We start from the raw sequence: 18,879 nt of genomic DNA on the forward strand, positions 1-18,879 counted from the left end.
CCGGCGGGGCCGTTGGGTTATCGGAGCGACGGTTGTCGAGCAGGCATCGGCCCCCATGCATGAGATGAGGGCCGATACCAATGGCGAGTGAGGATCAGTTGATGATTTTCTGCACCTGAGAGATGACGCCGTCATAACGCTCTCTCAGTACTTTATTCGACAGTCCCCAGATCTTCACCTCCGACAGCGGCGGGTTCTCAGGGGCTGACTCCACGTCAGGACGCGCTGAGTTTGCTCCGCGAACGTTGACGAGAGCGGTCTGTCCTTCTTTGGAGAGATACCAGTTCCCGAACAGTTCGGCAGCACTGGGGTTCTGCCCGCCCTCCAAAAGCATCATCGGGAATTTCACGAAAGGCACGCCCTCGGCGGGATAGATCGGAACGACCGGCGCCTTTTGCTTGACGCGTACGACATACTCATTGACCGACGAAGATACGCCGATCTCGGATTCCCCGCGCGCCACGTTCAGCATCACCGTGTTATAGGTCGTGAACATCTTGGGAGACTGCGTATTCAGCTCCTTCAGGAAGTCTTCACCATAGTGATCGAGGAGGAAGGCGTAGACCATCCATGATGTGCCTCCGACAGATATGGGGAAGAATGCGAACTTGTCCTTGAACTTCGGATTGGCAAGATCCTTCCAGCTTTTGGGAATATCGTCGCCCTTCACCAGGTTTTTGTTGTAGACAGGGTACATCAACTGACCTGAGCCCGAGTACCATTTCCCTTCCACCTTGAAGGTTTCATCGTATTTGGCGGCGGATGGCGGGGTCCAGTCGCGGACGAGACCGGCATCGACGAGGTTCTGGGCCAGCACTTCGTCGGAAAGGATCAGCACATCGCCGAAGGTCTGTTTGGCCTGCGCCTCGGTTTTTACGCGCTCATAGAGCCGGCCCGTCGCGGCGGACACCACCGAGACGCTTATGCAAGGAAAGCGTTCTTGAAAAGTCTTGACGATCTGACGCTCGTCTCCATCGGATTGAGCGGTATAGTAGACAACTTCACCCTCCTTGCAGGCGGCGGCCATGAGCTCGGGCGTCCCGATCATCTCGCCGTCAACGTTGAGAGCATCTGCCTCCTGTGCAAAGCCGTAACCTGGAAGGGCCGCGGCCAGAACGGCGGTCATTGTAAATTTCTGCAGTCGTTTGAATGTCATGACTTGTCCTTCTCGCGGAGTTCGAGGGGGGTAGAGAAAGAAACAAATGCTCATCTCTCGTATTTATGTTTGAGGGCGTTGCCCAATACATAAATTACAAGCAGAACGCACACCTGTAGTATTGCAAGAACGGCGACATAGTTCGTGGATCCCCTTAGCCACAAATCCAGCATCACCAGAGAGAAGACCTGCGTTTTAGCTGTGTAGAGGAATAGGGCGGTCGCCAGTTCGCGGAATGACAGCACGAGCAACAGCGTGATGGCCGCGAAGATCCCCGGAAGCGCGAGCGGAAATACGATGCGCCGCAGCGTATAGGTGAAACCCGCGCCTGACATCCGCGAGCTCTCCTCGAGCTCCCTGTGAATCTGGACCAGGGAGGCACCGATCGCTCGCGAGCCCTGCGGCGTGAACTGGGATATGTAGGCGAGAATAATGATCATCAGCGTCCCATAGAGACCTATGGGAATGCTGATCCAGGACCAGAGATAGCCGAGACCGATAATCATCCCCGGGACCGCGACCGGCAGGACAGAGATGATGTCCAGCATCCGCCTGCCTTTGAGGTTGGTTTTGTGAATGAGGTAGGCGACCGCGAAATAGAGAAAGACGCCAAGTCCTACGGTGCCGCCGCAGACCAGAAGCGTGTTGATCATCGAATGCGAAATCACCGGATCGGCAAGGACGTCGGAGTAGTAGGTGGTCGTGAAATCCGACGTGTCGAGCATCTGCTCCGCGGATGAGAAGAAGAGGCTTCCCTTGACGGAGACATAGAGCAGGGAAATCAGCGGAAGAACGACGGCGATGAAGATATAGGTCAGCGACAGGATCGTGAAGATCCACTTCGTCCAGCCGAACTCCATGACACGCGGCCGTGAGCCTTTTCCGGAAACCGTCACAAAGCTTTGTTTGCTTGTCAGTTTCTGCTGGATCAGAACTAGGACAACGGTGATGGTGATGAGCATCACACCGAGCGCTGACGCTTGATTGACCTTGGGCGGCGCGAAACCGATCATCTTCCAGATTTGCACGGAGATGAACTTGATGTTGGCGGTCTCGGCCAACACCGCAGGTATGGCGAAGATTTCGATCAGCAGCACCAGAACCATGAGCGCCGCGGAAAGAATCGCCGGCAGCACGAGCGGCAGGGTGATCTGCAGGATGACGCGAAGCCGGCTGGCGCCGCACATGGAGGCAGCCTCTTCAAGGCTGGCATCGGCGTTCTTTAATGCGGCATTTGTGAAAAGAAAGACATAAGGGGAATAGTAGATCACGAATACGAGGCAGATGCCCCACATCGTGTAGATGCTGAACCCCATATCGATGCCTGCCGATCTCAGCAGGACGTTCAGCATGCCGCTTTGCGGCGATCCTAATATGTCCCAGGCAAAAGCGCCAACGAGCGGTGGAACCATCATGGGAAGAACGGCAGAATATTCGATGAATTTCCGTCCCGGCGTGTTGGTTCTGGAAGACACCCAGGCGAGGCTCAGGCCAACGAGGACCGCTCCCACAGTCCCGATAATGGCCGCAACGATAGTGTTGTACACCATCTCGGCAAACTCCGGATCCCGGAGAACTTCGTAATAGTTCGCCAGACTGGCGGTGCTCAGGTCGAATTGAAATGCGCGCGGCGGCTCTGCCAGAAAAGATCCGACCACCAGAACAAGAACCGGAAGCAGGATAAGAACGGCCAATACGAGGAGAAACAGGGGCAGCAGAACCCATTGGGCAATGCTCGCCGGTGTCAGTCGGAGGGAAAGCGTTCCGGTTGACCCATCCGGCTCGGTCCGAAGACGAGTTGCAACAGACATTTCACAACTCCGCTGGAATGAAGCGTGCGTTCACCGGCGGCAGATGAAGATAGGCGCGCTCGCCGTCTGCAAAACCACTGACTGTCCCTTGAGCCGCGACCTCAAAGGGGCTGCCCTGCCAATCCACGCAGTAGCGGGTCGCCGTCCCCTGATAGCGGACCGTCGATATCTTGACCTCCACGCATCGCTCGGAGGTGGCGGTTTTGGAAAGTTCGCAGTCTTCGGGATGAATGACGACATCCACGTTTTGCCCGACTGGTAGGGATCTTTCGGCGCTTCCGGTCAGAATGCGCCCGCAGGACGTTGATGCCTGCTGCAGACCGTCGGCCGCCTTTGAGGAGATGGTCGCCGGGAAGATGTTGGCCGACGAGATGAATTCGGCGACAAACCGGGTCTTCGGCGTTCTGTATAGCTCGGCGGGGGTGCCGACCTGCACCACATGACCGCCATCCATCACCACGATCCGATCCGCCAATTCGGTCGCTTCCAGCTGATCATGCGTCACATAGATGCTGGTGAGGCCGGTCCGTCTGACCAGATCCTTCAGTTCAAGGCGCAGCCGCTCCCGCAGTTTCAGATCAAGATTGGACAGCGGCTCGTCGAAGAGAAGCAACTGCGGCTCGAAGACAATCGCCCGTGCCAGCGCCACCCGTTGCATCTGGCCGCCGGAGAGCAATGTCGCGGAGCGCTCCATCGCCGTTTCCAACCCAACGACCCGAAGCGCGCCCTTGACGCGCTCCTCAATCTCGCTTTTCGGGAGCCTGCGCACCCGGAGAGGGTAGGCCACGTTCTCGAACACGGTCATGTGCGGCCAGATCGCGTAGGACTGGAACATCATGCCGATGCCGCGACGTTCCGGGGGAACGAAGGTCTTGCGCGCCCCATTGAACATTTCCTGGCCGTTGATGGTGATCGATCCCGCATCCGGCTTCTCAAGTCCCGCGATCAGGCGGAGCGTCGTCGTCTTTCCGCAGCCGCTCGGTCCCAGCATGACGATGAACTCACCTTCATCGATGTCGAGCGTGAGATCAGCGACAGCAGTGAAACTGCCGAAATTTTTCTGCAGGTTCATAATGTTGCAGCTCTTACGCACGTGATCACCTCTTCCTTCTCTGAGCAGGACGGACGTCCGGTCGCGAGCAGCGATCGCGGAACGACAATTGGCGCGCTAAAAGTACTGGCGAACGCTAGACAGCGTATGTGACTGATGTCTCTAGTCTGTTCTTTTTTGCGTTATCATAGGTATTTTTGTGCATCTGCCGTATAACGGGGGCAACCTCAGATCCATCATCGATGAGGTTGCCATGCGCCGGTGCGATATATCTTGGCTGATACTTTTCCATCAGCTCGTCTATTGGCCCAAATAGCTTTGATACATTTACGAACTTGGTCCAGTACAATGCCGCCTGCAGCAGATACGTCGCATTTTGCGGGTTCAGCGGCTCGCCGAACTCGGAGGTCAGCATTGTGCACTCGCCCTCCTTGTGACCGGCATCCTCGTCGAGCGGGCGTGATCCTCGGTGAAGAAACGAGAATCCGTCAGAGACGAACATGATCTTGTGCTTATGTTCGAACGCCCAGAGCGTGTTCGGAAGGTCTTTGATCAGGGCGGGGAGAAATTCTACTTTCAAGTCGCCAAGATCGACCTCATCACCAGGCTCCGTATGTATGATCCTTTGGCTGAACTCAGGATAAAGGAGGTGGTAATCCCTGGCATCACACAGAACCTGCGCTTTCTCATACTTGCGAAGCAGCAGGGGGAGGGCAGCCGAATGAGGAATTTCCGGATGGGTGGGAAACACAAAATCGATCGGCCGATCGCCGATTACCGTTTCGATTTGTGCGGATATCGCGGGCCAGTAAGTTGGCGTCCCGGTGTCGATGAGCATTGTCTTTTGTTGGCCAACGAGAAGGTAAACTCCCATATGAAGATGGTATTGTTGGCCATGGAAAACCGTCTCAAGACAAGCGCCTAACCAGGCGAAGTTCTCGTTTATCTCTCGAGGATAGTTGTGATGCACGCCACCCATTCGCACCTCCCGCTAATCAGTGCTGTTCCTTGAGACCGATCTGGTCAAGAGCATCCATCAGATATGATAAGTGCTTCATCACCGATCGCTTTCCGGATATTATGCATCCATGCGTCGGAGCGATGTGTTCGATGTCGTAGTCTGCGAACAGTTTCTCGACCCAGTTGCGCATATACCTGTTGTCGGCGAGAGCCATCCAACCGAATTTCTCCAACAGGTGAGCGCCGACGGAGTTGATTGTTGTGTGATCCGCCGCCTCTTCATCCAGGATGATGGAGTCCTGCTCACCCTTGCAAGAGGTGTGGCCGAACACGTCGGAAGAAAACAGCGTCTTGGACACGCTGTCGTAAGCCCAGTAGGTCGTGAGCATCCGGATATGTGCGGGGATCAAGCGCAGCCGGGAGGACGAACCAATCTGCATGTCCTCAACGCCTGATAAAGGCAGGTTTTGACGTCTTATCTCGGTGTTGGACAGCTTGGAAAGTTCATCGTAGGAATCGAAAGGATTTCGAATTGCGCCAGATATGACCTCGGTGACGTTGAAGGTCTTATACAGACTTGCAAAGTTGCCCGAGCAGTCAAGCTCCGCTCTCGTGAAGAATATGCTTATCTCTTTTATGTCGCTGTCTACACGCCGAAGCTGATCGATAATCCTTTGCCGGTGAGCGGCCACACCGGTATCGATCAGATATCCGACACTTCCCTCTTTTACCAAGTAGCAGTTGATCGGTTGGAAGTGCCCCTCTATCCGCGGCGCCCAACTGATCCTGCCGTCGAGCGGCACGGTATCGCCGAGGCGGAAAAGCGTCGGATCAGCAAAGGAGAATACCTCGGTGCCGCCCCTGTGTCCGGGCAGTGCGGTGACATCGGTTGCTGCACCTTGGCACGGCCCTGCAGCCGGCTCACGTACATCCATACGTGATCTCCTACGGTTTTATTGTCCCCGTCGTAGCCGTGTAGGTCAGGCGACCTCACCGACTTTAGTCGTTGGATCTGCGGCTAGAAAACCCGCGCCCCTTTGTTGCAACTGAGCATTGGTGAGGTCCGCCAGATTGTCAACAGTCGATATATCGTATATCCGACTTTTTACAGTGTGCATACTTTTTGCACATATAAATCAGTTAGTTAAACATAGAAAAGCAAGCGGTGTGGCCCTTAGATGAGATCGTCTCCTATATACGAGATTGTTGGCGCAGCGGATTGGAGCTAGGCTTAAGACATCCTGGTCATGGGTCGGAGGATGTTGTGTTCGATCTCGTAATTCGAACTGATTGTGCCGTTACCGCGCATGGAACCGGCGCCTTCGATATTGCAATCAAGGGAGAGACCATCGCTGCGGTGGGAGCTTCAGGTTCGATCAACGAAAGCGACTGCATTCGCTTCATAGACGCCACCGGTAAAATCGTACTGCCCGGTGGAATAGATCCGCATGTCCATTGTTCCTGGTTTATCCCGAATCCGGACGGCACCGCTGGCCTTTCCGACCCCCCCGCGGTCGTCAGTCGCGCGGCGCTGCATGGCGGGACGACGACAATTATCGATTTTGCAAGACGCGTAGCAGATCAAACCATCCAGAAAACTATTGAACAGCGTGATCGCGAATGGGTGGGAGAATGCTATTGCGACTATTCCTACCACATCATGGTGGAGGGCAAGCTGCCGCCGCACCTTCCATTAGAGGTCGCGGAGGCCATACAGGCTGGATATCCAACGATAAAAATATTCACCACGGACATAACACCCAGCCGTCGTGGAAGAATGGTCGATTACGGAAGTATATGGGAGATATTCAAGGTTTTATCCCGTGAGGGTGGACTTGGCGTCATTCATGCCGAGGACAACGACATTGTCATGCATATGTATGACAAGCTCTTTAGAGAGAACCGCACGCATTTCCAGTTTTTGTCCGAGGTGCACAATGCGTTGTCGGAAGACCTGTCGTTCCGGCGCATCATTCGTCTGGCACAGCAGACCCCGGGCACGGCTCTTTATATGATGCATGTAAGCGCCGGAACCGGCGTTGAGGCTATTCGAAGCGCCAGAGGCAATGGATTGCCGATATATGGCGAAACATTGCATCAGTATGTCATGTATAGTGACGAGGACTACAAAAGGGCAAACGGTCAGATCTATCACACCTACCCCTCGCTCAAGTCGGAGGGGGACCGGCTTGCCCTCTGGACGGGGCTGGATGATGGAACAATCGATACCATCGCAACCGATGAACTCTGCTGCTCCCTCCAGAAGAAGCTCCAGGGATCCCGCATCGACGATACCACGGGCGGCAATGCTGGCGTAGAGCCACGCATTTCCGTGATGTACACGGAAATGGTAGAGCGACGGGGTTATGCTTTATCGAAATTTGCCGATCTCATATCGACCAACGCCGCCAAGATACTGGGCCTTTACCCGCGAAAGGGCGTTCTCGCACCTGGCAGCGACGCCGATATAGTGGTTCTGGATCCGGCGTTGCGGCGGCGGCTCAAAGCAGCGGAAATGCACGAGAGCGATTACTCGCCCTGGGAGGATTTCGAGGTGGCAGTCTGGCCCTGCCTGACGGTGCTGCGGGGCAGCGTCGTCGTCGATAAGGGGGAGATGAGGGGCAAAGCTGGAGCAGGCCAATACCTGCATCGGAAGATTTCAGATGCAACCATTAACGGTCGTGCGTTGAGTTGAACAGATAAATAACCGGGTCTTCTTACCCTAGCGAGTGGTAGCAGATATGCAGCTTCCAATGGCAATCGCATCTTCGCCTCTGGAACGTCCAGGTGATGATGGCGCCCGTGACTGGTGCTTTTGCTTCGATGAGCTGCCTCCGTTGCAGGAGAGAAGGTGAGGGCTGATGGGCCATATAAGTACGCTTGGTGAAATCCAGCTGGTTCCCGTTGACCGTCTCAAGCGAAGTGCGCGGGAGAACCTTTCCACGCAGGTGGAGCGGCAAATCCGCATGTCTCTCTTGGATGGAAGGTTCGGGCCGGGTGACCGGATCTCCTTGAGTTCGCTGGCCGCGACATTGGGCACAAGCGTCACGCCTGTCAGGGAAGCACTGTCGCGCCTGGCAGCAGAACACGCCTTTGAACTGATTCCTGGACAGATCGCCCGGGTGCCTTTGTTCGACCCGGTTCGCTATCGTGAGCTGTGCGATATCCGTGTCGCTGTGGAAGGTCTTGCCGCGGAACGCGCAGCCCTGAATGCGACGAAGCGCGATTTGGCCAAGCTTGAGCGTTGTCTGACGACCTTCCTGGCTGCTTCAAAGGCGAATGAGCTCCGAAAAACCATGAGTGTTGGTCGCGACTTTCGGTTCGGCGTCTACGCCGCATCGAAAATGCCGGCGCTGGTGCGCGTGATTGAAGGCCTCTGGTTGCAGTGCGCGCCTTCCTTCAGGCTTTTCTATGCCTTTAGCTCGCGTGATGAGACGTTGGAGGTCAATTACCAGCGGCTTTACGATGCGCTTGCAGCGAAGAACCCCAAGGACGCTCGTGAATGCGTCGAGAGGATCGTCACATCGGGAGCTGCGCGCCTGATGGCTTAGGGCTTTGCCTGCCTACCCGCTGGAATGGCACGGATAAGGAGGCGAGGTCCGAGCAAGTGGCTGGTGCTCATGAAACCAACCGATGGCGAAAGGCGTCAAAGCCTGAAGGGATAGGTCTCCGCCGGCCGCTCCGTGCATGCTGCGGCCCGAGGGGCGTCACGGCTTCCGTTTTGTCGAACCAGACAGAGGCGTCGAACTGCCGATCGCCCAACCCTGCTCGCCGACGAGCGGCACAAAGCGCACCTCGCCGAGATCATCCTGCTGAAAGTCATCTGGCCCTATCCGGGTGATCTTCAGCAGGCTTTGTTCGCGTTCCTCAGAGCCCACTGGAATGATCAGACGTCCGCCGATCCTGAGTTGCTTCTTCAGGGCCTCCGGCGCGGCAGGTGCTCCGGCTGCCACGAGGATCGCGTCGAAGGGCGCAGCCTCGCGCCAGCCGCTGGTGCCGTCTCCGACGCGCAACTCGACATTATTGAAGCCATGCTTGCGCAGCCGCCGTTCAGCCGCCTCGCCCAAACCCCTGTGCCACTCGATGGCATGGACCTGCCTGGCCATGAGGCTGAGAACCGCCGCCGCATAGCCGGATCCCGCACCCACCTCCAGGACATGGTCCGAGGGTTTGATCTCCGCAGCCTCCGCCATCAATGCGACGATATAGGGTTGGGAGATGGTTTGGCCGTGCCCGATTGGCAGAGGCGCGTCGTCGTAAGCAAAATCCTCAAAGCCGGGCTCGACGAACACTTCCCGTGGCACGGATCGCATGGCATCCAGCACACGGACATCCGTGATGCCGCGCCGCGCGATCTGGTCTTCCACCATTTGCCGACGTGCGCGAGGTTGATCCGGCATATCTGATCCACCTTTTGCTCGCTCTGTCTCCTGCGTCTCTCCGCCAGCGCGTTCCGTGTAGGGACCGTTCAGGCCGCCATTTTCCGGCACGAGTCCGCGCAGCGTCGGCAGATGTCGACACAGGCGTCCATATCGCCGATCCGTTCACAGTCGCTGGCGCATTCCGCGCAGATTTCAGCACATTCGGCGCAGGTATGCTTGTGATGCGGCGTTCCGATCAGCATGAAATGCGCAGAGGTGCGACAGATTTCCGCGCAGGCCATCATCAGTGTGAAATGGGCCTTTTCCGTATGTGGACCGCCCATCTCCAGGCAATGGCCCATAGCGGTCGACAGACAGGTCGAATAGCAGTCGAGACACTGATCGATGCAGGCTTTCATCTCGGGTGCGATGTGATGCATAGGGCTTCTCCGGGTGGTCGGACTGTGCCTGTGAGGGCTAACTCAATCCGAACGCGCTTGTTCCACCGGTGCCTCTCCACGACTAAAGAGGTATAGGAAACCGAAGTTTCCTCCTTACATCAGCCTCAGCAATGAGGGTCACCCGATGCCAAAACCGATCAGAATCGATTTCGTTTCCGACGTTTCCTGCCCCTGGTGCATCATCGGCCTTAAATCGCTTGAAGAAGCGCTTTCCCGGACGGCGGATCTCGTCACCGCCGACATCATCTTCCAGCCGTTTGAGTTGAACCCGGCCATGCCGCCGGAAGGGCAGAACATCGCCGAGCATATCGGCGAGAAATACGGCTCCTCGCCCGAGCAGTCGGCGGCAAACCGGCAGATGATCAGGGAGCGGGCGGCTGATGTCGGCTTCGTCATGGCGATGAACGAGAACAGCCGCATCTACAACACCTTCGACGCGCACCGCCTGCTGCATTGGGCGGCGCTGCAGGAGCGGCAACCGCAGCTGAAACACGGGCTGTTCAAAGCCTATTTTACTGACGGCCTGGATCCGTCCGATCATGATGTGCTGGTCGCGGCGGCCGCCAATGCCGGGCTCGATGGCGAGGCCGCACGTGAGGTCCTGTCCTCCGGCCGCTACGCCGAAGAGGTGCGGCAAGCCGAGTATCTATGGCAGGCGCGTGGCATTCAGTCTGTGCCGGCCATCGTCATCAATGAACGTTACCTGATCTCCGGCGGTCAGCCGCCCGAGGCGTTCGAAAGCGCCTTGCGCGGCATCGCCGCTGATCTGTAATCCCCAACCTCCTCCTGTCTTCCATCAGAAAGGCTCAGCCATGAGCAACGAACGGCTGTTCGACAGTTTTGACCTTGGACCGATCACGCTCAAGAACCGGATCGTGATGGCGCCGCTCACCCGCAATCGGGCGCAGCCGGGCTTTGTGCCGGGACCACTCACAGCGGAATATTATGCCCAGCGCGCCACAGCGGGGCTGATCATTGCCGAGGCGACGCAGGTCTCCCAGCAAGGCCAGGGGTATCAGGACACGCCCGGCATCTATTCGGATGCGCAGGTGGAAGGTTGGAAGAGTGTGACACAGGCCGTCCATGCTGCCGGCGGCCGCATCTTCCTTCAGCTCTGGCACGTCGGCCGCATATCCCACACCAAGCTGCAGCCGCAGGGTGGCGCGCCGGTGGCGCCCTCCGCGATCCGCGCCGAGGCCAAGACCTATGTCGACAATGAGTTCGTCGAAACATCGGAGCCCCGCGCGCTGGAGCTCGACGAAATTCCCGGCATCATCGAGGCCTTTCGCAAAGGCGCGGCCAATGCCATCGCGGCTGGCTTCGACGGCGTCGAAGTCCATGGCGCCAATGGCTATCTTCTCGATCAGTTCGCCAAGGATGGCGCCAACAAGCGAAGCGATATCTACGGCGGCTCGATCGAGAACCGTGCCCGGCTGATGCTGGAGGTCGCGGAGGCTGTTGCCGATGAGGTCGGCCCCGAGCGTACCGGCATCCGCATCTCGCCCGTGACGCCGGCGAACGGCATTTCCGACAGCAATCCGCAGCCTCTGTTCGACCACATCGTGAAGGAGCTCGACAGGCTCGGCCTCATCTATCTTCACGTGATCGAAGGGGCGACGGGCGGCCCACGTGATATTGCTCCGTTCGACTATGCCTCGCTGCGGCGCGCCTTCAGCAATGCCTATATGGCCAACAACGGCTACGACCTCGCCAATGCGGCCGAGACCATTGCCTCGGGCGGTGCCGATCTCATCGCCTTCGGCCGGCACTTCATCTCCAATCCGGATCTCGTCGAACGCCTGAAGCGCAAAGCGTCGCTGAACGAGCTCGACAAAGCCACGCTCTATGGCGGCGGCGCCGAGGGCTATACGGATTATCCGGTCATGGCGTGACAGAGGGCCGGCGAACTTAAGATTTTGCCGCCGCCTGTTTCAGTTCACGACCTTCGCGGCCGACACCCGGACAGGTGCCGGCCCGCGCATTGTGATCTTGCCGTTCGCCAGAAAAGGGTGGCCGTGATCTGAACACCGAAAGATCTTCAAGCGCCTTCCGTTGCGTCATAGCAGACAAAGGCGATCTTGTTGCCATCAGGATCGCGGGCATAGGCGACGTAAAATCCATCTCCGTAGTGGGGACGCAGTCCTGGCGCTCCCTCGCTCGTGCCGCCCATCTCAAGCGCCGTCTCATGAAGGGTCTTCACCAGTTCGGCCGTCGGCGTCTTGAAGGCGAGCATCACTCCGTTGCCGACACGTGCGGCCTCGCCATCGAAGGGACGCGTGACGCAAAAGCCAACACCCTGCGCGTCGAGGGCGCCCCAGGACGCCTCATTTTCTCCGGTCCAGCATCGTTCCTGTCCGAGCAGCGCCATTAGTGCGTCATAGAACCGGAGCGCCTTCGGAAGATCATTGGTCCCAAGCATCGCATAAGCAAACATCTCGTCTCCCCCATCTGCGGTTTAACATCGTTGATCGATCGTCAGATAAAATTACTTCGATGGGCGCGGGCGCTTGGCGAACATCGTTCCAACGAAACATGAGCCGAGAGCCAGAGCGATGCCCAAAGCCTGCAAGACAGTCAGAAATTCACCCAGCATCGCCGCGCCGAGCAGGGTGGCGACGATCGGGCTGATCAGGCCGAGAAAGGCGACGTTGGCTCCGAGCCGTGAAATCCCCCGCACCCACAGCCAATAGGCAAGAGCCGTCCCGACCAGAACGAGGTAAGTCATTCCGAGAAGGTTCTGCGGTTCGGGGACGGGCGGCAGCCCCTCCATGGCGAGGGCGACCGGGATGAGAAGCGCACCGCCCAATGTCAGCTGCCAGGCTGCCAGCTGCAGGGCGGTCCCCATGCGACCCCATCGTTCGGTCAGTACCGTGCCGACAGCCATGGAGGCCGATGCGCCGAGAGCGGCAAGCGCGCCCATGAAATCGGGCCGCGCATTCGGATCAAGTACGAGCAGCGCAACGCCGATCATGCCTGCGAAAGCGGCTGCGATCTGGACGGGAGCGGGCCGGCGCGACAGGAGCGGCCAGGCGAGAAAAGTCACGATCAGGGGTTGGGCCGAGCTGAGCGTTGCCGCGATGCCGCCGGGCAGCCGCGAAGCTGAAAAGAACAGCAGAGCGAAGAAAAAACCGATGTTGGCAAAACCGAGCACCGCGAGCGGCAGGAGCTTGTCGCGGGGAGGCAATCCCGCGCCTGCCAGCATGAGAAGGATTCCGGCTGGAAGGGCGCGTAGGGCAGCAACCAGCAGGGGGTGCTCGATCGGCAGTGTCTGAGTGAAAACGATATAGGTCGTGCCCCAGAACACGGGCGCGACCGCCGTCGAAAGCACGGCAAGCAGGGCAGGATTCATATGGCTTTGGGCGTCCTCACGCTTTTGTCACGTCGATCCTATACGCTGAATCGGATTGGCAGCACTCCGTTACAAAGTATTGCAGGGATTCAGGTCTAAGGTGCGGGGCCGTCACGCAGCTGGCGGCGCCTGACGTTTAATTTCTGTCAAACTACAAGGCTACAAGCTGGTCACATGCGTAAGCGTCGGAGACATGTGTGGGCGATGAAATCGAACTGAAGCTGGAGCTGTCGCCTGACGCTGCCGATAAGCTGGAAAGGGCCGGGCTGTTTTCCGCAGAGCCGCGAACCGTTCGGCAAAGGTCGCTCTATTTCGATACACCGGATCACGACCTGTCCAAGGCGGGACTGTCGCTTCGCATCCGCACGGACGGGGAGAAGACGGTACAGACCGTAAAAGCCGACGGCGGAAAGGCCGCGGGATTGTTCGTGCGGCCCGAATGGGAGCAAAGCGTGAAGGGGGACGTGCCGGTTCTCGATAGTTCCACCCCCATCAGAACCCTTTTGGGCGACAAGGCCGACAAGCTCACACCGATCTTCGAGATCATCATCGAACGCCGGGTCTGGGATTTGGAAGACGACGGCACCACGATGGAGATCGCGCTCGACCGGGGGCATGTTGCGGTGCCCGGCGAACGCCAATCGCCCATTTGCGAGGTGGAGCTGGAACAGAAGGCGGGCTCGGCGGCCGCGCTTTTCGCCACGGCCCGCAAGATGAACCTCCATGTGCCGGTGCATCTCAACGTGCTCAGCAAATCGGAGCGCGGCTATCGGCTGCTCGGCCCGGCACCGCGGCACATCAAGGCCGAGGCGATGTCTCTCGATGCCGATATGGATGCGGCGACCGCCTTTCAGCATCTTGCCCGATCGTGCCTGCGCCAGTTCCGCCTGAACGAGACGCTGCTTCTCGAACGGCATGATGCCGAGGTGGTGCATCAGGCGCGCGTCGCTCTGCGGCGACTGCGATCTGCCCTTTCAATTCATAAAGCCATGCTGGCTGACGATCAATCCGATCACCTGCGCGGAGAGCTTCGGTGGCTGGCCGCCAAATTGGGCGAGGTACGAAATCTCGACGTCTTGATCGATCGCGTTCCCAGAAATTCCGTAGAAGGCAAGCTCGAAGGGGCGCGCGCCGAAGCCTATGCTTCCCTTGTCACCACATTGATGGCACAGCGCAGCCGTGACCTCATGATCGACCTCGCCGAGTGGATATCTGCTGGAGGCTGGTTGAAACAGGCCGACGGCGAGGACGTGCGCCATCTGCCGATCAGCCAGTTCGCGGCCGAGGCTCTGGATCGCTTGCGCAAGAAGGTGAAAAAGCTGGGCGCGCATCTGGCGGAAGCGTCAGATGAGGAACGCCATGAACTCAGGAAGGCCGCCAAGAAGCTCCGCTACGCCAGCGAATTTTACGCCTCTCTCTATAAGGGCAAGCGCGAAAAGCGTCGCTACCGGCAGTTCGTCGATGCCCTGAAGCAGCTGCAGGATCATCTCGGAGAACTGAATGATCTCGCGACCGCTCCTGAGGTCCTTGGTGAACTGGGTCTGCACGATGTACCGGCTGCAGCGCTCCTTTTGGCGGGAGAGGGTAGGGACCGGGTTCTCGATGCCGCCGCCGATGGCTACGACGCGCTCGTGGATGCCAAGCGATTCTGGCGCTGATGAGCTGAGGCGCGCATACCCCGTGGTGCGCACCAGCAAAACCGGCTAGAAGCCTCCCGTTGTACAGGAGGCCTTGATGATGGGCGGCGATGTGACAATCGATATTCGGCCTGCGGAGCGGCACCATGTGCCTGCCATCGTCGAGATGCTGGCCGATGATGAGCTGGGGGCGAGCCGCGAAAATACGTCCTCCGAGGGGCTGGCTGACTATGAACGCGCCTTCGATGCAATCGCCGCACATCCCACCAGCACCCTCTATGTCGCCCTCCTCGGAGATCAGGTGGTCGGCACCTTTCAGCTGACGCTGATCCCCGGCATGTCCCAGCGCGGGATGACGCGCGCGGATGTGGAGGCGGTGCGTGTTCACGCTTCGCTACGGGGCAAGGGCCTTGGCGCGCGGCTGATGGCCTTCGCAAGATCCGAAGCGGAGAGACAGGGGGCCGGGATGCTGCAGCTCACCTCCAACAAGGTGCGCGGCGATGCCCATCGCTTTTATGAGCGGCTGGGTTTTGCCCGCAGTCACGAAGGCTTCAAGCTGAAGTTATGATCCGCGCCCGACCGCCCGTCCTGCTGATGCTCCGCCGCTCCCTCGCGGTCGCGCTCACCTATGTCGTCCTGTTGCAGACCGTTCTGACAGGGCTGGTGGGCGCGGCTCATGCCGCGGGTCACATCGGCGGTTCACACGTTCCGCTCGCATTGTGCTCCGGAGCATCTGCCGCGCCTTTGGATGAACCTGCCCACGGCGGCGCCGATTGTCCCTGCGGAGCCATGTGCGCGACGCTCGCCGGGACCATTCCGCCCCCGCCTGCGACGTTTCTGGCGGTTGAACACAGCCCTCGGCTTATCGGCGTAAACGTCGCGGCCTACCAGGGGAGGGGACCGAGCCGTCAGCGATCCGTTACGCCTTTCGCGCCCCGTGCGCCTCCTGCGGGATCGACCGGCACCTGAGCTTTCGATTCCCGTTTTAGAAGGGGCTGATGCCCCCGGAGATGATCCAATGTTTTGCATGTCTCGCCGCGAGCTGGCGCTCGCCTTCGCTGTTCTCGCCATGACCACGAGCGCGGTTTTCGCCCATGGCTATGAGGCCGGCTCGCTCAAGATCGGCCATCCCTGGTCGCGCGCGACCCCCGCCGGCGCCAGGGTGGCCGCCGGTTACCTAACCATCACCAACACCGGTACCGAGCCGGACAGGCTGGTGGGCGGCAGCTTCGAGCGTGCCGGGCGCTTCGAAGTCCACGAGATGAAGGTGACCGACGGCACCATGACCATGCGCGAACTGGCGGGCGGACTGACCATTCCCGCTGGGGATACCGTGACGCTCGCCCCTGGCGGACTGCACATCATGTTCCAGGAATTGAAGAACCGCCTCTCTGAAAACGAGCGGGTCAAAGGCACGCTCGTGTTTGAAAAAGCGGGCACAGTGGAGGTGGAATTTGCCGTAGCGGGCATGGGATCGAAGGGCGGCAAAGCAGCCCAGTCCCACGATCACCACCACAGCCACTGACCAGAAAAAGCGGTGGCTCTCCAAGCCGCCGCTTTTTCAGAAAACGAGTTGATCCCCGAAGGGGTCATTCTGGGGCTGTTCTTCAAAGACATCGCGGTTCGGCCCAACTGATCGTTCGCGTGAAATGCACCTGTCGTCCTTGCCCCTGAGGGGCAGGGTTCCTAGCTTCATGGGCGACGCACCGCGAGTCTCGCGTGCTTTTTCCATCGGAGCTTTCACATGGCGACGCAATCGAAGCCCATCGACCTCTACTTCTGGCCCACGCCCAACGGCTGGAAGATCAGTATCTATCTGGAAGAGGCGGGCGTGCCTTACCAGGTGCACCCCGTGAACATCGGCAAGGGTGATCAGTTCAAGCCGGAGTTCCTCGCCATCTCGCCCAACAACCGCATGCCGGCGATCGTTGATCCGGAAGGGCCGGGCGGCCAGCCGATCTCCATCTTCGAATCGGGCGCGATCCTTCAGTACCTCGGCCGAAAGTTCGGAGCGCTTTATCCGGCCGATGAGCGTGAGCGGGTCGACGTCGAGCAGTGGCTGTTCTGGCAGGTGGGCGGCCTCGGACCCATGGCGGGCCAAACCCACCATTTCCGCAATTATGCCCCTGAGAAGATCCCCTATGCCATCGACCGTTATGTCAACGAGGTGCACCGGCTCTACGGCGTGATGAACAAGCGCCTCGCCGACAGGGACTATCTCGCCGGTGACTATTCCATCGCCGACATCGCCTGCATCGGCTGGGCGAAGGGATGGGAGAAGCAGGGCCAGGACATTTCGGAGTTTCCGAACCTGAAGGCCTGGCTGGACCGCATGCTTGCCAAGCCCGCGGTGCAACGCGGACTGGAGATCGGCGCTGACCTGCGCACCGATCTTGCCACCGACAAGGACGCGCAGAAGGTCCTGTTCAACCAACGGGCGCGCTGAAACCTGTGAGGAGTTGGGCCTGCGCGCCCAGCTCCTCATCAACCTTGCGGCAGCTGCCCCAAGGCCAAAGGCAGTCTGCTACGGATCCTTTCGGAAGTTATGGTTGGTGAAGTCTTACCTGAAACGAAAAGTGCTCCTGCGGACGAAATCGAATAATTGTTGAAGATGCAGGGTCAGAATAGGTAAGCAAAAAGATAAATTTACCGGGCATTTGATCTTTGTTTTCGCCTTATTAAGGCAAGTTTTTAAGAGGGCGTTCAAGGCGCTGCGGCAAGCTGATGCCGGATCAGGAGAGATGATCCGCCAGCCGCAGGACGCGGTGCAAATGATAGGGGGATGAAAATGGCCCGCTTTGATGTTCTGTCCACTGAGAGTGCTGCCATTGGCGGTATGGTCGCCGGCAGCGACATGTATATTCGTCTCGGCCTGATGTATTCGAGCGGCCGTTCGGTCCCGCTTGATCGGGTCGCCGCCCATATGTGGTTCAACATCGCGGCGCTGAAGGGCGAACGCGACGCTGCTCGCATGCGGCGCGAGCTGTCCGAAGAGATGGCGCCGGAAGAGGTCGCCGCGGCCCAGCGCGCCGCCCGGGAATGGCTGACGACCCACTGACCGTCAGTTCTGCCGGCGTGCCCATGTCTGGATGATGGCTTCAAGCGCCGCCAGCCCGTCGGTCAACGCGGCAGGTCCCGGCTGCAGGATGATGGTGGACTTCACCTCGTGAAGTTCGCCGTCACGGACGGCGGGGATGTCATGAAAACCGGTTCTGCTCGCGACACGCGCGGGCACGAATTTCTTGCCGCACCATGAGCCGATCACGATATCGGGCTTCGCCGCGACCACATCCTCAAGGCCGATGATGCGGTCCTTCGCGCTTTTTTGTGTGGCAAGATCGGCGAACACGTCGTCGCCACCAGCGATGGTGATCAGCTCCGACACCCAGCCGATGCCCGAGATCATGGGCTCGTCCCACTCCTCGAAATAAACACGAGGCCGGCGGGGCAGGGCAGCCGCCCGCATCTTCCCAGCTTCCAGCTTCGCTGCGAGCTCTTCGGCGAGCGCATCGGCTGCGGAACCGGCATCAACGAGCCGCCCGAGGGTGCGGATCATGGCAAGGATGCCGGCAATGTCGCGCTGGTTGAAGGCGTGCACCGCGACGCCTTCCCTGATCAGGGCCGCGACGATATCTGCCTGCAGATCCGAGAATGTCAGGACAAGGTCCGGCTCCAGAGCGAGGATCTTCGGGATATCCGCCGATATGAACGCCGCAACGCGCGGCTTCTCACGCCGGACGCGCGGCGGGCGCACCGCATAGCCGGACACGCCGACGATCCTTGGATCCTCGCCCAGGAGATAGAGCGTTTCGACGGTTTCTTCGGTCAGGCAGACGATTCGGTTTGGCGGAAACATGCGGGGAAGATAGCGGAAGTCACGCGCAATGCCTTGACCATTCCCGCCGATCTCGGCATAGCTTGCCGCGCCGGAGACGTGGCCGAGAGGCTGAAGGCACTCGTTTGCTAAATGAGCAGACCCCCAAAAGGGTCTCGAGGGTTCGAATCCCTCCGTCTCCGCCACTTCAGTCCGCCTCTGGGCACGCCAATCGCCGCCGATTGCCGCACTTGGCCGCCCGCGAGCGTCCTCAGCAGT

Annotated in this window: 19 protein-coding genes and 1 tRNA gene; 10 read left to right on the plus strand and 10 right to left on the minus strand. The window is 59.1% G+C overall.

Annotated features, from left to right (window positions below):
* Nucleotides 1-94: 94 nt before the first annotated feature.
* The 5 genes from IEV58_RS07305 to IEV58_RS07325 all read right to left on the minus strand — a co-directional run bounded on the left by IEV58_RS07305 (nucleotide 95) and on the right by IEV58_RS07325 (nucleotide 5,913).
* Nucleotides 95-1,210 (minus strand): ABC transporter substrate-binding protein, encoded by a 1,116-nt coding sequence (locus tag IEV58_RS07305; protein WP_188408993.1) that lies wholly within the window; start codon nucleotides 1,208-1,210, stop codon nucleotides 95-97.
* Nucleotides 1,207-2,967 carry an ABC transporter permease gene (locus tag IEV58_RS07310; protein ID WP_188408994.1) on the minus strand — a complete coding sequence of 587 codons (1,761 nt, stop codon included), beginning with the start codon at nucleotides 2,965-2,967 and terminating at the stop codon, nucleotides 1,207-1,209. Before IEV58_RS07310 ends, IEV58_RS07305 begins: the two co-directional genes overlap by 4 nt.
* A gap of 1 nt (nucleotide 2,968) precedes the next feature.
* Nucleotides 2,969-4,039: an ABC transporter ATP-binding protein gene (locus tag IEV58_RS07315; RefSeq protein WP_188408995.1), complete on the minus strand. Its 1,071-nt coding sequence runs from the start codon at nucleotides 4,037-4,039 to the stop codon at nucleotides 2,969-2,971.
* A 115-nt stretch (nucleotides 4,040-4,154) separates the two neighbouring features.
* The gene (locus IEV58_RS07320) at nucleotides 4,155-4,997 is read right to left on the minus strand and encodes an oxygen-binding di-iron domain-containing protein (protein ID WP_188408996.1); all 843 of its coding nucleotides are present in this window, start codon (nucleotides 4,995-4,997) and stop codon (nucleotides 4,155-4,157) included.
* 16 nt (nucleotides 4,998-5,013) lie between these two features.
* Nucleotides 5,014-5,913, minus strand: coding sequence for an oxygen-binding di-iron domain-containing protein (locus tag IEV58_RS07325; RefSeq protein WP_188408997.1), 900 nt, complete (start codon nucleotides 5,911-5,913; stop codon nucleotides 5,014-5,016).
* A 329-nt stretch (nucleotides 5,914-6,242) separates the two neighbouring features.
* On the opposite strand from IEV58_RS07325, the gene IEV58_RS07330 reads away from it, so the two are divergent.
* Complete coding sequence (locus IEV58_RS07330) at nucleotides 6,243-7,673, plus strand: amidohydrolase family protein (protein ID WP_188408998.1); 1,431 nt, start codon at nucleotides 6,243-6,245, stop codon at nucleotides 7,671-7,673.
* Nucleotides 7,674-7,926: 253 nt separating this feature from the next.
* The gene (locus IEV58_RS07335; protein ID WP_188408999.1) at nucleotides 7,927-8,529 is read left to right on the plus strand and encodes a GntR family transcriptional regulator; all 603 of its coding nucleotides are present in this window, start codon (nucleotides 7,927-7,929) and stop codon (nucleotides 8,527-8,529) included.
* A gap of 156 nt (nucleotides 8,530-8,685) precedes the next feature.
* On the opposite strand, the gene IEV58_RS07340 is transcribed toward IEV58_RS07335, so the two are convergent.
* Together IEV58_RS07340 and IEV58_RS07345 are read right to left on the minus strand one after the other, a co-directional pair.
* On the minus strand, nucleotides 8,686-9,378 hold the full coding sequence (locus IEV58_RS07340) for a protein-L-isoaspartate(D-aspartate) O-methyltransferase (protein ID WP_188409000.1): 693 nt from the start codon (nucleotides 9,376-9,378) through the stop codon (nucleotides 8,686-8,688).
* A gap of 68 nt (nucleotides 9,379-9,446) precedes the next feature.
* Nucleotides 9,447-9,779, minus strand: coding sequence for a four-helix bundle copper-binding protein (locus IEV58_RS07345; RefSeq protein ID WP_188409001.1), 333 nt, complete (start codon nucleotides 9,777-9,779; stop codon nucleotides 9,447-9,449).
* A gap of 145 nt (nucleotides 9,780-9,924) precedes the next feature.
* Between IEV58_RS07345 and IEV58_RS07350 the strand changes: the two genes are divergently transcribed.
* Both IEV58_RS07350 and IEV58_RS07355 read left to right on the plus strand, forming a co-directional pair.
* The gene (locus tag IEV58_RS07350) at nucleotides 9,925-10,572 is read left to right on the plus strand and encodes a DsbA family oxidoreductase (RefSeq protein ID WP_188409002.1); all 648 of its coding nucleotides are present in this window, start codon (nucleotides 9,925-9,927) and stop codon (nucleotides 10,570-10,572) included.
* A gap of 40 nt (nucleotides 10,573-10,612) precedes the next feature.
* Complete coding sequence (locus tag IEV58_RS07355; RefSeq protein WP_188409003.1) at nucleotides 10,613-11,692, plus strand: alkene reductase; 1,080 nt, start codon at nucleotides 10,613-10,615, stop codon at nucleotides 11,690-11,692.
* Between the two features lie 146 nt (nucleotides 11,693-11,838).
* Here the strand turns inward: IEV58_RS07355 and IEV58_RS07360 are convergent, their stop codons facing one another.
* Together IEV58_RS07360 and IEV58_RS07365 are read right to left on the minus strand one after the other, a co-directional pair.
* Complete coding sequence (locus IEV58_RS07360) at nucleotides 11,839-12,234, minus strand: VOC family protein (RefSeq protein WP_188409004.1); 396 nt, start codon at nucleotides 12,232-12,234, stop codon at nucleotides 11,839-11,841.
* 51 nt (nucleotides 12,235-12,285) lie between these two features.
* The gene (locus tag IEV58_RS07365; RefSeq protein ID WP_188409005.1) at nucleotides 12,286-13,149 is read right to left on the minus strand and encodes a DMT family transporter; all 864 of its coding nucleotides are present in this window, start codon (nucleotides 13,147-13,149) and stop codon (nucleotides 12,286-12,288) included.
* Nucleotides 13,150-13,346: 197 nt separating this feature from the next.
* Between IEV58_RS07365 and IEV58_RS07370 the strand changes: the two genes are divergently transcribed.
* The 5 genes from IEV58_RS07370 to IEV58_RS07390 all read left to right on the plus strand — a co-directional run bounded on the left by IEV58_RS07370 (nucleotide 13,347) and on the right by IEV58_RS07390 (nucleotide 17,844).
* Nucleotides 13,347-14,807, plus strand: a complete 1,461-nt coding sequence (locus IEV58_RS07370) for a CYTH and CHAD domain-containing protein (RefSeq protein ID WP_188409006.1) — start codon at nucleotides 13,347-13,349, stop codon at nucleotides 14,805-14,807.
* A gap of 76 nt (nucleotides 14,808-14,883) precedes the next feature.
* On the plus strand, nucleotides 14,884-15,354 hold the full coding sequence (locus IEV58_RS07375) for a GNAT family N-acetyltransferase (RefSeq protein ID WP_229729232.1): 471 nt from the start codon (nucleotides 14,884-14,886) through the stop codon (nucleotides 15,352-15,354).
* A gap of 450 nt (nucleotides 15,355-15,804) precedes the next feature.
* Nucleotides 15,805-16,311 carry a copper chaperone PCu(A)C gene (locus IEV58_RS07380; protein ID WP_188409007.1) on the plus strand — a complete coding sequence of 169 codons (507 nt, stop codon included), beginning with the start codon at nucleotides 15,805-15,807 and terminating at the stop codon, nucleotides 16,309-16,311.
* A 219-nt stretch (nucleotides 16,312-16,530) separates the two neighbouring features.
* Nucleotides 16,531-17,232 carry a glutathione S-transferase N-terminal domain-containing protein gene (locus IEV58_RS07385; protein WP_188409008.1) on the plus strand — a complete coding sequence of 234 codons (702 nt, stop codon included), beginning with the start codon at nucleotides 16,531-16,533 and terminating at the stop codon, nucleotides 17,230-17,232.
* A gap of 342 nt (nucleotides 17,233-17,574) precedes the next feature.
* Nucleotides 17,575-17,844 (plus strand): SEL1-like repeat protein, encoded by a 270-nt coding sequence (locus tag IEV58_RS07390; protein ID WP_188409009.1) that lies wholly within the window; start codon nucleotides 17,575-17,577, stop codon nucleotides 17,842-17,844.
* Nucleotides 17,845-17,847: 3 nt separating this feature from the next.
* Here the strand turns inward: IEV58_RS07390 and IEV58_RS07395 are convergent, their stop codons facing one another.
* Nucleotides 17,848-18,642 carry a cobalamin-binding protein gene (locus IEV58_RS07395; protein WP_188409010.1) on the minus strand — a complete coding sequence of 265 codons (795 nt, stop codon included), beginning with the start codon at nucleotides 18,640-18,642 and terminating at the stop codon, nucleotides 17,848-17,850.
* Between the two features lie 72 nt (nucleotides 18,643-18,714).
* Here IEV58_RS07395 and IEV58_RS07400 point away from each other — a divergent pair.
* Nucleotides 18,715-18,806 (plus strand) — tRNA-Ser (locus IEV58_RS07400).
* The last annotated feature ends 73 nt before the right edge of the window (nucleotides 18,807-18,879 follow it).

Origin of the sequence: Agaricicola taiwanensis, from assembly GCF_014635245.1 — a bacterium.
GTDB lineage: Bacteria > Pseudomonadota > Alphaproteobacteria > Rhizobiales > Methylopilaceae > Agaricicola > Agaricicola taiwanensis.